Origin of the sequence: Microbacterium sp., from assembly GCF_046295495.1 — a bacterium.
GTDB lineage: Bacteria > Actinomycetota > Actinomycetes > Actinomycetales > Microbacteriaceae > Microbacterium.
In genome coordinates, this window is record NZ_JBKBNC010000028.1 from 24805 (window position 1) to 36061 (window position 11257).

The window sequence follows — 11257 nt, forward strand, 5'->3', positions numbered from 1 at the left end:
GGGCGGGCGAGGCCCCTCAGCGGGTGACGCTCAGCAGACGACGGGCGAGGGCCTCCTCCACGACGAGCTCGGTGATGAGACCGGCGGCGAGCGCGCCGCGCAGCCCGTCGAGCTTCGACAGGCTCGACACCACGCAGAAGCGCCGCGGGATCCGCCGGACCGTGTCGAGGTCGGGTCCGCTCGAACGCGCGTTCAACTCGGGGATGTCGCTCGATCCGTCGGCGCGGTAGAACACCGTCGCGCAGTCGCCGACCACCCCCTCGCGCTCGATCACGGCGCGGTCGCGCTCGTCGAAGTAGTCGCCGCTGTAGACGTGCGAGGGCACCTCGGCGTGGGGGGAGCCGAGGCCGAAGACGAACAGCCCCACGCGCTGCTGGATCTCCAGCACGGAGCGCACCGAGCGCTCGCGCCACATCGCCTGCTTGGTCCGGGGATCGTCGAACAGCGCGGGCACCGGGAATTGGTGCACCGACGACGACCACGCGGCGCCGAACTTCGAGAGGATCTCTCCCGCGTACGGGATGCCGGAGGTGCGCACGTTCGCAGCGCCGTTCATCTGCACGATGTGGGTGTCGTGCACGTCTTTCAGCGGCACGTGCCGCGCCATCGCCGACAGCGTCGAGCCCCAGGCCACGCCGACGGTCATCGACGACTCCACCCGCTCCGCCAGGATGCGCGCCGCCGTCAACGCCGTGCGCTCGAGCCGCTCGGCCTCGGAGGTGCGGGCGGGTGTGGGCACGATGTGGGCGGTGATGCCGAACCGGTCGGCGAGGCGCTGCGCCATCTGCCCGCGCGCGTCGTCGGGCGGACTGATCGAGATCGTCACGAGACCCACGTCGCGCGCATGCTGCAGCAGCCGCGACACGGACGAGCGCGAGACGCGCATCTCGTGCGCGATGGCGTCCATCGTCAGGTCCTGCATGTAGTACAGCTGAGCCGCGCGCAGGGCGTCGCGAGAGCGCTCCTCGGCCGCCGTGGTCACCGTCGGATCACCTTCATGAACACCATTCTGCACGTTTGTTCAAGGGGCTTGCAACAACGTGCACACAGGCGCACCATGATCGTCGTACCAACAACGAAAGGTCGCAGTCGACATGTCGTCCCCCACTTCTCCGCTCCGCGCCGACGTCCAGGCGCTTCGCGACGCCGAAGACCTCGACGTCCTCATCATCGGTGGGGGCATCAACGGCCTCGCCACCCTCCGCGACCTGGCCCTCCAGGGCGTCAGCGTCGCGCTCGTCGAGCGCGGGGACTTCGTCTCCGGCGCGTCGTCGGCCTCCAGCCACATGGTGCACGGCGGCATCCGGTACCTCGAGAACGGCGAGTTCCGCCTCGTGAAGGAAGCGGTCACCGAGCGCAACGACCTGCTCAAGACCGCGCCCCACTACGTCAAGCCGCTCGAGACCACGATCCCGATCTACAAGACGTTCTCCGGCATCCTGTCGGCGCCCTTCCGTCTGCTCGTCACGCACGGTCGCGGCAAGCCGAACGAGCGCGGCGCGCTGCTGATCAAGGTCGGCCTCATCATGTACGACACCTTCTCGCGCGACGGCGGCTCGGTCCCCCGGCACAAGTTCCTCGGCAAGAAGAAGTCGCTCGCGGAGCTGCCGAAGCTCAACAACGACCTCGCCTACACGGCCACGTACTTCGACGCGTCCATGCACGACCCCGAGCGCATCGCCCTCGACGTGCTGCGCGACGGCATCGAGGCCGGCGGCGGCCGCACGCAGGCCGTCAACTACGTGTCGGCCGTGGGCGCCGACGCGGACGGCGTCCGCGTACGCGACGAGGTCTCCGGTGAGGAGTTCTCGGTCAAGGCCAAGGTCATCCTGAACACCGCCGGACCGTGGACGGACCTCGCCAACCAGGCCATGGGACTGACGACGCAGTTCATGGGCGGCACGAAGGGCTCGCACATCGTGCTCGACAACCCCGAGCTGCTGGCGGCCACCGGCGGACGCGAGATCTTCTTCGAGCACTCCGACGGGCGCATCGTGCTGATCTACCCGCTCAAGGACCGCGTCCTGGTGGGCACCACCGACATCGACGCCGACCCCGCGAAGCCGGTCGTGTGCACCGACGACGAGATCGCGTACTTCTTCGACCTCATCGGGCACGTGTTCCCCACGGTGGGCGTCGACCGCTCGCAGATCGTCTACACCTTCTCCGGCATCCGGCCCCTCCCCCGCCACGACGACACCGCCCCCGGCTTCGTCTCGCGCGACTACCGCATCGTCGAGGACGAGATCGCCGGCGTTCCGACCATGAGCCTCGTCGGCGGCAAGTGGACCACGTTCCGGGCGCTGGCCGAGCACCTCAGCATGAAGACGCTGCAGAAGCTGCGCCGCCCCCACCGCGTCAGCACCCAGGGCCTGTCGATCGGCGGCGGGGCGGGCTTCCCCGCCACCCCCGAGCAGCGTCGCCGCTGGGTCTCCGCGCGCACGAATGCCCACTCCGCCGAGCTCGTGGATGCCATGCTCGAGCGCTACGGCACGCGCGCCGACGCGGTGCTCGCCGCGCTGCCGAACGAGCCGACCCCGGTGCCCGACGCCCACGGCTACTACCGCGAGGAGCTGGAGTGGATCGCGCAGAACGAGCAGGTCGTGCACCTCATCGACGTGCTGCTGCGCCGCACCCACCTCGCCTTCGTCGGCGGCATGACCGAGCGCACGCTGCGTGAGGTCGCCGAGGCCGTCGCCGGCCCGCTGGGCTGGGACTCCGACCGCGTCGACGACGAGGTCGCCCGTTCCACCGAGATCCTGCGCTCCGCGCACCGGGTCGATCTGGCACAGGCCGGCGTCGCGCGAATCTGAGAGAACGTGCGGGCGTGCCGACTGTCGCACGCCCGCACGTCGCGCATAGGTTCGGAACACCGAGCCGCATCACCACCCGAGCCGAAGGTGTCCGGGTGATAGAAGAAAGGTCGATGACGACATGCAAGAAGTGAACCTGGGGCTGTACTTCCTCTCGGAGGTGGTCGGCACCGCGATGCTCATCCTGTTGGGCTGCGGCGTGGTCGCCAATGTGGCCCTGGCCAAGACCAAGGGCAACGCCGGCGGCACCCTGATGGTCAACTGGGGATGGGGCCTGGCGGTCTTCGCCGGTGTCATCGTCTCCGCCTACTCGGGCGCGCAGCTGAACCCGGCCGTCTCCATCGGCCTCCTCGTGCACGGCGACATCTCGTTCGCCCAGTTCTTCGTGGCCATCGCCGCGCAGCTGATCGGTGCGATCATCGGCGCCGTGCTGGCGTGGGCCTCCTACAAGCAGCACTTCGACGACGAGCCCGACCCCGCCGCCAAGCTGGGCGTGTTCTCCACCGGCCCCGCGATCCGTTCGTACGGCTTCAACTTCGTGACCGAGGTCATCGCGACCTTCGTCCTCGTCTTCGTCATCTTCGGCTTCCGCGACTACGGCGTGGCCGACATCGGCGTCCCGGGCGGCATCGGCGGGCTCGCGGCCGTCCCGGTCGCCCTCCTCGTGGTCGGCATCGGCGCGTCGCTCGGCGGCCCCACCGGCTACGCGATCAACCCGGCCCGTGACCTGGGCCCGCGCATCGCCCACGCGATCCTGCCCATCAAGGGCAAGGGTTCGAGCGACTGGGGCTACGCCTGGGTGCCGGTCGCCGGTCCGCTCGTGGGTGGCGTGCTGGCGGGTCTCCTCGCCCCCGTGCTGCTCGGCCTCGCCAACTGACCCTCCGCGGGGGCGTCACCCGGCGCCCCCGCTCTCCCCGCTTCACCCCTCACAGAATCAGACAAAGGAGTCCATCCATGGCCGACTACGTCCTCGCCATCGACCAGGGCACGACCTCGACGCGCGCGATGATCTTCGATACGTCCGGGAGCGTCGTCTCCGTCGGGCAGAAGGAGCACGAGCAGATCTTCCCCCGCGCGGGGTGGGTCGAGCACGATCCCCTCGAGATCTGGCGCAACACCCAGGAGGTCATCGGCCTCGCCCTGAGCCGCGCCGACATCACGCGGCACGACATCGCCGCCGTCGGCATCACCAACCAGCGCGAGACCGCGGTGGTCTGGGACAAGAACACGGGCAAGCCCGTCTACAACGCCATCGTGTGGCAGGACACCCGCACGCAGTCGATCGTGGACCGTCTCGCCGACGGCGACCCCGAGCGCTACAAGAGCGTCGTCGGCCTGCCGCTGGCGACCTACTTCTCGGGCACGAAGATCGTCTGGATCCTCGAGAACGTCGACGGCGCCCGCGAGAAGGCCGACTCCGGCGACCTCATCTTCGGCACCACCGACAGCTGGGTCCTGTGGAACCTCACCGGCGGCATCGACGGCGGCGTGCACGCCACCGACGTCACCAACGCCAGCCGCACGCTGTTCATGGACCTCGAGACCCTCGAGTGGCGCGACGACATCCTCGCCGACTTCGGCGTGCCGCGCTCGATGATGCCCGAGATCCGCTCCTCCTCCGAGGTCTACGGCACCGTCGAGTCGTCGTCGCTGCTGCGTGAGACCCCGATCGCCGGCATCCTGGGCGACCAGCAGGCCGCGACCTTCGGTCAGGCCGCCTTCGACCCGGGTGAGAGCAAGAACACCTACGGCACGGGCAACTTCCTCATCTTCCAGACGGGCGAAGAGATCGTCCGCTCGAAGAACGGCCTGCTCACCACCCTCGGCTACAAGCTCGGCGACCAGCCCGCCCGCTACGCGCTCGAGGGATCGATCGCCGTCACCGGCTCGCTCATCCAGTGGCTGCGCGACCAGCTCGGCATCATCTCCTCGGCCCCCGAGGTCGAGGCCCTGGCCCGCACCGTCGACGACAACGGCGGGGTGTACTTCGTGCCGGCGTTCTCGGGTCTGTTCGCGCCGTACTGGCGTCCCGACGCGCGTGGCGCGATCGTCGGCATGACGCGCTTCGTCAACAAGGGCCACATCGCCCGCGCGGCGCTGGAGGCCACGGCCTTCCAGACCCGCGAGGTGCTCGAGGCCGTCAACGCCGACTCCGGCGTCGACCTCACCGAGCTCAAGGTCGACGGCGGCATGACCGCCAACGACGAGCTCATGCAGTTCCAGGCCGACATCCTCGGTGTGCCCGTCGTGCGCCCGGTCGTCGCCGAGACCACCGCCCTCGGCGCGGCCTACGCCGCGGGTCTCGCGGTGGGCTTCTGGGGCAGCCTCGACGACCTCCGCGCCAACTGGCAGGAGGACAAGCGCTGGGAGCCCGACATGGACTCCGACGAGCGCGACCGCGAGCTGCGCCTGTGGAAGAAGGCCGTCACCAAGTCGATGGACTGGGTCGACGAAGACGTGCGCTGAGCACCCCTTCGACAGAGGAACCCCGTCGGCCGTGCGCCGGCGGGGTTTCCTCGTTCGAACGGAGTCTCCACCGCCGCGGCGGTCCCTGCGCTCCTCGAAGGGACCGGTCGGCGCCCGGTCGACCTCCGCGGCGTCCGGATGCCGCGCCTCAGCGCCGTGGCTTCGGGTACGCCGCCCGCACGGCGTCGGACTGCAGGTAGTCGGAGACGCCGATGAGCAGGATCGCGAAGAGGATCTGCTCGGTGACCACCCAGAACGGGTACAGCCCCGGGATGGCCGCGAGCACGAGGGCGACCACCGGGAAGATGCGGCTGAACAGCTGCAGCCGCCGGAACGCCCAGTACCAGCCCGCGCGTGCCCGCCACAGGAAGTAGAACAGCGTCGTGGTGATGGCGAGCACGACGAGGCACCGCATCCACACCGCGAAGCCGACGTCGTCGCCGTTGACGGTCATGACGAGGGCGATGACCACCGTCGCCGCCCCGAGCACGAGGCCGAGGGCGAGCAGCACGGTGATCGCCCGGAACGCACGACGGACTCTGGGATCGTCGGACGCCTCGACGCGGTGATCGGCTTGGCGTCCGCCGGCGAGCCGGTCGAGGCGGCGGAGGGCCGGTTCGAGCTGCATGCGCTCATCGTAAGGCGCACGGCGGAGCGACACCGATCACCGCGGCACGGCCCGGGCGCGGACGCCGGGCTGCGTCAGCCGACGGAGACCTCGGGCTCGTGCCGCACCGGGAAGTTGACGGAGTTCGCGATGAAGCACCACTCCCGCGCCTGCCGGTGCGCCGCGATCGCGGGCTCGACCATCGACTCCTCCGCCACGCGCACGCGCGGCCGCAGCACGACCTCCGTGAACGCGCCCCCGCTGTTGCCGTCCTCCTGCAGGGTGCCCGAGGCGTCGTCCTCGTAGGCCGTGACGACCACCCCGGTGGTCACGCACGCGTGCAGGTACGACAGCAGGTGGCACTCGCTGAGGGCGGCGAGCAGCAGCTCCTCGGGATTCCACTTGGCGGGATCGCCCCGAAAGGGCTTGTCGGCGGATGCCGCGATCGCGGGCTTGCCGTCGACCTCGAGGGTCACGGCGCGGTCGTAGTCGCGATACCCGCTCGTCCCGGTGCCACGGTCGCCGGTCCAGGTCGAGTGCAGGCGGTAGTGGTGCTCTCCGTTCATCCCCCCAGTCTGCCCCCTCCCCTCGCGCGCGGCGCCGGACTCCCGCCCGTGGGCGAGGCACCCCGTCCTCGCGCGAGGGCGCGGATAGGATGAAGGGATGCCCGCAACGCCCCCCGCTTCCGTCGAACTCGCCGTCGTCGATCGCAGCGGTTTCGTCGAATCCCGTCACTTCGGTGTCGCCGTGGTCCTCGATGCCGACGGCTCCGAGAAGCTCTCCCTGGGCGACGTCACGGCGCCTTTCCTCCCCCGCTCGAGCATGAAGCCCCTGCAGGCGCTGGCGTGCCTCTCGGCCGGAGCCGACCTCGCCGACGAGCGGCTCGCCATCGCGATGGCCAGCCATGCTGGAACGGAGCGTCATGTCGCCGTGGCCCGCGGCATCCTGCAGTCCGCCGGGCTGACCGAAGACGACCTCGGCTGCCCCGCCGCGTGGCCCACCGACGCCGCCTCACGCGACGAACTGGTGCGCGACCACGGCGCCCCCTCCCCCCTGCGCATGAACTGCTCGGGCAAGCACGCCGCGATGCTGCTGACGTGCGTGGCCAACGGCTGGCCGACCGAGGGCTACCTCGACACGCAGCACCCCCTGCAGGTGCACATCCGCGAGGTGCTCGAGCGCCTCGTCGGCGAGCGGATGACGACCACGGCGATCGACGGCTGCGGGGCGCCTGTGTACGCGATGAGCCTCGTGGGCCTCGCCCGCGCCATCCAACGGATCGCGACCTCGTCGGAGCGCTCCCCGTTCGCCCTTCACCGCAGCGCCGGCACGCTCGTGCGCGCGGTGCGCGAGAACCCCTGGACCATCGACGGCCCGGGCCGGCCCGACACCATCGTCATCGAGCGTCTCGGCGTCTTCTCCAAGATGGGCGCCGAGGGCGTGCAGGTCATGACGACCCCCGACGGCACCACGGTGGCGCTCAAGATGCTCGACGGGTCGAACCGCGCCGGCCACGCCGTCGCCCTGCGCCTGCTCGAGCGCGTCGGGGCGCTCACGCCCGACGCCGTGGCCGACACCCTCGCCCTGCTGCCGCTGTCGATCTCCGGCGGCGGCGCCGTGGTCGGCGCCATCCGTCCGACGGTCTGACGCGCTCCGACCTCGCCGCGAAGGGGTGCCGCGCGGTAAGGTACCCCGCGCGAGGGCGCCGGCGCGGTCGTGCCCGCCCCCGGCTCCGGCGTGGGCTCAGATCCCCCCGTCGACCGAACGGGGGTAGGTGATCGGCTCGTCGGGCACGAGCACCTCTGTCTCCCGGTTCAGACTCTCGCCCCGGAAGAACGGCTTCGATCCCGGGAACGCGAACCACAGCAGCATCAGCACCACGCCGATGGCGAGGGCCCCGATGCCGACGACGAACGTCCCGCCCACGCCGAGCAGTACGGTGTTGCCGTACTCGGGGTCGTACATGTCGATCGCCGACTGCACGAACGCGTAGGTCAGCATGAGCGCACCGAGCAGGGGCAGGATGCCGCGGTACACGAGGTTCTTCCCCGAGGAGAAGAGCTCGCGCCGGTAGTACCAGACGCAGGCGTAGCCGGTCATCGCGTAGTAGAAGGCGATGGCGAGCCCGAGCGACAGGATCGAGTCCTGCAGGATGTTGTCGCTGATCAGGGTCATGCCCACGTAGTAGACGGATGCCACGATGCCCATCACCAGCGTCGAGAACGACGGCGTCTTGTAGCGCGGGTGCACCGAGCGGAAGCGCGGCGGCAGGGCCTTGTACGCCGCCATGGCGAGCGTGCCCCGAGCCGTCGGGAGGATCGTGGTCTGCGTCGACGACACCGCCGAGATGAGCACGGCGACGATGAGCACCCACCCGAACGGACCGAACAGGCCGTCCTTCAGCGCGAGGAACACGTCGTCGGCGTTCTCCGGGTTGGCCAACCCCGCGCCCTCCTCGCCCACCCCGGCGTACATCATCGCCGCGACCGTCACCGTGACGTAGGTGCCCAGCAGGATCACCGTGGTCAGCAACGCCGCCCGCCCCGGAATGCGCTTGGGGTCCTTCGTCTCCTCGTTGAGCGCGAGGCACGTGTCCCACCCCCAGTAGATGAACAGGGCGAGCAGGACCGCCTCGGTGAACCCGCTCCAGTCGGTGAAGCCGAGCGGGTTGAACCACTCCAGGTCGAACGGCGTCGGGTTCGGGGCGGTGCCGTCGAAGAACTTCCACAGCGCCAGGACCACGAACAGCGCCAGCACGAGGTACTGCACCGCGAGCAGCACGTTCTGGATCCGCTCACCGATCTCGACGCCCCGGTAGCTGATGAAGGTCATGGCCGCGATGAAGGCGACGCCCGTGGCGGTGACCAGCGGCACGTTCTCGGCGAGCGAGCCGTCGCCCACGAGGGACCACAGGTAGATGCCGGCGATCTGCGAGAGGTTGGCCAGCACGACCATGCCGGCCACCGCGACGCCCCAGCCGCCCATCCACCCGATCCAGGGGCCGAACGCCTTGGTCCCCCACGTGAACGTCGTCCCGCAGTCCGGGATCTCGTTGTTCAGCTCGCGATAGGCGAAGGCGATGAACAGCATCGGGATGAAGGCCACGACGAAGGCGATGGGCGCCTGCGCACCGACGGCCAGCACGACGAAGCCCAGCGTGGCGACGAGCGAATACACGGGGGCGGTGGATGCCAGACCGATGACGGTCGAGCCCCACAGGCCGAGCGTGCCGGTGGCCAGGCCCTTGCCGGCCGTCCGTTCGGGTGCGGAAGTCATATGCCGAACGTAGAATCCGCGGATACCGCGGTCAAGAGGGGATTCTCAGGAGGGGCGACGGGCGACGTCGAGGACGACGATCGTGATGTTGTCGCGTCCGCCGTTCTCCAGCGCTGCGGCCATCATCGCCTCGACGGCGGCGGCCGGATCGGCGTTGGCCTCCAGGAAGTGACGGATGCCGAAGTCGGTCAATTCCTTCGTCAGCCCGTCCGAGCAGATGACGAAGCGGTCGCCGTCGAGCACGTCGAGGCGCAGGTAATCGGGTTTGACGCTGTCGCTGGGGCCGACGGCGCGTGTGATGACGTTGCCGTAGGGGTGGTTCTCGGCCTCCTCGGGGCTGAGGCGACCCGCGGCGATGAGCTCCTGGACGACCGAGTGGTCCGTCGTCACCTGCACGATCTCACCGTCGCGCAGGAGGTACACACGAGAGTCGCCGATGTTCAGCGTCACCCAGTGCGGCTCGTCGGTGTGGGTCTCCAAGTAGAGCCCCGTCAGGGTCGTGCCCGTGCCCTCGTCGGTCGTCTCGGGGTGGGCGATGATGTCCTTCACCGCGCGCGAGAGCGCCTTCTCGATGTTCTTGGTCGACACCGACCCGGCCGACACGACGGCACGCAGACGGTCGACGGTGCTGGCGCTGGCGATCTCGCCGCCCAAGTGGCCGCCCATGCCGTCGGCGACGACGAAGAGGGGGTAGTCGGCCAGGACGGCATCCTGGTTGACCTCGCGGCGGCGCCCGGTGTCGGTGCTCGCCGCCCACCGCAGATCGAGAGACGCCTCGCCGAGCGGGACGGTACGCGTGTGGGTGGTCACCTCGGGCACGAAAGATCCTCCGGTTGGCCGACAGCTGCGCCGGCGGAAGCGCGCGGCCCTGTCATCCTAGTCGACACGAGCCCGCGAGCCGCGGACGCGCCGGGTCTCCGCCTCGCCGCGAAGACGATCATCCCGCGGCCGGATCGGCGGGCAGAGCCAGGATGCCGTCCAGTTCCCGCAGATCGGCGGCGCTCGGTGACCACGCGGTGGCGGCGGCGGCGTTCGTCCGAACCTGCTCGGCGCTGGTCGCCCCCGCGATCACGCTGGAGACGACGGGATTCGCGAGGAACCACCCGAACGTCGCCTCGAGCATCGTGATCCCCCGCTCGTCGCAGAACCCCTGATAACGCTCGAGCGCATCCCACGGCGCCTCGCGCCAGAGGTGCGGCCGTTGGCGCATGATGCGGCTGTCCTCCGGGCCGCCGTCGCGTGTGAACTTGCCGGTCAGCAGACCGTTGTGCAGCGGGAAGAACGGGAAGAAGCCGAGGCCGAAGTGGCGGGCCGCGGGGAGCACCTCGCGCTCGGCCGCACGGGCCAGCAGACTGTACTGGTTCTGGGCCGAGACGAACCGCACACCGGAGGCAGCAGCCTCCGCTTCGGCGATCTGCCAGCCCGAGAAGTTCGAGTGCCCGACGTAGCGCACCTTCCCCTCCCGCACGAGATCGGCGAGGGCGTCGAGCGTCTCGTCGATCGGCGTCGAGGGGTCGGGCGTGTGCAGCTGGTAGAGATCGATCCAGTCCGTGCGCAGACGACGGAGCGAATCCTCCACGGCCCGCCGCACGTGCGCGCGGGATCCCTTCGCCCCGCCGGGGACCGACGGCGCGAAATCGGCGTGGCCGAACTTCGTCGCCAGCACCACACGATCGCGTCGACCCTCGAGCGCCTCCCCCATGAGCGTCTCCGAGAGACCGAACCGGCGTCCGTAGATGTCGGCCGTGTCGAGGAAGGTCACTCCCGCGTCGATCGCGGCGTCGAGCACCTCGCGCGTCCCCTCCGGCGTCTCGGTCGTGGTGCCCGCCCGGCCGAAGTTGTTGCATCCGAGGCCGACGGCCGACACCCGCAGCCCGGAACGACCGACGGGGCGAAGGGGGAGATCGGAGGATGTCATTCCTCCACGCTAGCCCCGGAATGCACGATGAGCTCCCCGCCGCGGCGGGGAGCTCATCGGTGCAGGTCTGTCCGTGTCTCTCAGCGGCATCGACTCGGTGCGCGTGCGAGGACCCGGGGCGGAACGGGCGCGAATGCGCGGCCGCCCGCCCCGGCGGACCGGCGGTCGTCAGGCCCG

10 protein-coding genes are annotated in these 11257 nt (G+C 70.0%); 4 read left to right on the forward strand and 6 right to left on the reverse strand.

What is annotated here, in order from left to right:
- Window positions 1-16: 16 nt before the first annotated feature.
- Window positions 17-982: a sugar-binding transcriptional regulator gene (locus tag ACK4LS_RS10790; RefSeq protein ID WP_409716951.1), complete on the reverse strand. Its 966-nt coding sequence runs from the start codon at window positions 980-982 to the stop codon at window positions 17-19.
- Window positions 983-1094: 112 nt separating this feature from the next.
- Between ACK4LS_RS10790 and ACK4LS_RS10795 the strand changes: the two genes are divergently transcribed.
- The 3 genes from ACK4LS_RS10795 (at window position 1095) to glpK (ending at window position 5279) form a co-directional block, all read left to right on the forward strand.
- Complete coding sequence (locus ACK4LS_RS10795; protein ID WP_409716953.1) at window positions 1095-2813, forward strand: FAD-dependent oxidoreductase; 1719 nt, start codon at window positions 1095-1097, stop codon at window positions 2811-2813.
- Window positions 2814-2934: 121 nt separating this feature from the next.
- Complete coding sequence (locus tag ACK4LS_RS10800) at window positions 2935-3690, forward strand: MIP/aquaporin family protein (RefSeq protein ID WP_409716955.1); 756 nt, start codon at window positions 2935-2937, stop codon at window positions 3688-3690.
- A 77-nt stretch (window positions 3691-3767) separates the two neighbouring features.
- The gene (glpK, locus tag ACK4LS_RS10805) at window positions 3768-5279 is read left to right on the forward strand and encodes a glycerol kinase GlpK (RefSeq protein ID WP_409716957.1); all 1512 of its coding nucleotides are present in this window, start codon (window positions 3768-3770) and stop codon (window positions 5277-5279) included.
- Window positions 5280-5427: 148 nt separating this feature from the next.
- Here the strand turns inward: glpK and ACK4LS_RS10810 are convergent, their stop codons facing one another.
- Both ACK4LS_RS10810 and ACK4LS_RS10815 read right to left on the reverse strand, forming a co-directional pair.
- The gene (locus ACK4LS_RS10810) at window positions 5428-5907 is read right to left on the reverse strand and encodes a hypothetical protein (RefSeq protein ID WP_409716959.1); all 480 of its coding nucleotides are present in this window, start codon (window positions 5905-5907) and stop codon (window positions 5428-5430) included.
- 74 nt (window positions 5908-5981) lie between these two features.
- A complete protein-coding gene (locus tag ACK4LS_RS10815) occupies window positions 5982-6452 on the reverse strand; it encodes an OsmC family protein (protein ID WP_409716961.1) in 471 nt (156 codons plus the stop codon).
- A gap of 97 nt (window positions 6453-6549) precedes the next feature.
- Here ACK4LS_RS10815 and ACK4LS_RS10820 point away from each other — a divergent pair, with 97 nt between their 5' ends.
- A complete protein-coding gene (locus ACK4LS_RS10820) occupies window positions 6550-7533 on the forward strand; it encodes an asparaginase (protein WP_409716963.1) in 984 nt (327 codons plus the stop codon).
- 96 nt (window positions 7534-7629) lie between these two features.
- Here the strand turns inward: ACK4LS_RS10820 and ACK4LS_RS10825 are convergent, their stop codons facing one another.
- The 3 genes from ACK4LS_RS10825 to ACK4LS_RS10835 form a co-directional block, all read right to left on the reverse strand.
- Window positions 7630-9162 (reverse strand): APC family permease, encoded by a 1533-nt coding sequence (locus tag ACK4LS_RS10825; protein WP_409716965.1) that lies wholly within the window; start codon window positions 9160-9162, stop codon window positions 7630-7632.
- A gap of 45 nt (window positions 9163-9207) precedes the next feature.
- Complete coding sequence (locus tag ACK4LS_RS10830; RefSeq protein WP_409716967.1) at window positions 9208-9981, reverse strand: PP2C family protein-serine/threonine phosphatase; 774 nt, start codon at window positions 9979-9981, stop codon at window positions 9208-9210.
- Window positions 9982-10099: 118 nt separating this feature from the next.
- Entirely contained in the window at window positions 10100-11080 is a 981-nt protein-coding gene (locus ACK4LS_RS10835; protein ID WP_409716969.1) for an aldo/keto reductase, read from the reverse strand.
- Between the last annotated feature and the right edge of the window lie 177 nt (window positions 11081-11257).

Coding starts and splice junctions, on each gene's coding strand:
- ACK4LS_RS10810 (WP_409716959.1), bottom strand. CDS start 5,907: ATGCAGCTCGAACCGGCCCTCCGCCGCCTCGACCGGCTCGCCGGCGGA.
- ACK4LS_RS10825 (WP_409716965.1), bottom strand. CDS start 9,162: ATGACTTCCGCACCCGAACGGACGGCCGGCAAGGGCCTGGCCACCGGC.
- ACK4LS_RS10820 (WP_409716963.1), top strand. CDS start 6,550: ATGCCCGCAACGCCCCCCGCTTCCGTCGAACTCGCCGTCGTCGATCGC.
- ACK4LS_RS10795 (WP_409716953.1), top strand. CDS start 1,095: ATGTCGTCCCCCACTTCTCCGCTCCGCGCCGACGTCCAGGCGCTTCGC.
- ACK4LS_RS10800 (WP_409716955.1), top strand. CDS start 2,935: ATGCAAGAAGTGAACCTGGGGCTGTACTTCCTCTCGGAGGTGGTCGGC.
- ACK4LS_RS10835 (WP_409716969.1), bottom strand. CDS start 11,080: ATGACATCCTCCGATCTCCCCCTTCGCCCCGTCGGTCGTTCCGGGCTG.
- ACK4LS_RS10815 (WP_409716961.1), bottom strand. CDS start 6,452: ATGAACGGAGAGCACCACTACCGCCTGCACTCGACCTGGACCGGCGAC.
- glpK (WP_409716957.1), top strand. CDS start 3,768: ATGGCCGACTACGTCCTCGCCATCGACCAGGGCACGACCTCGACGCGC.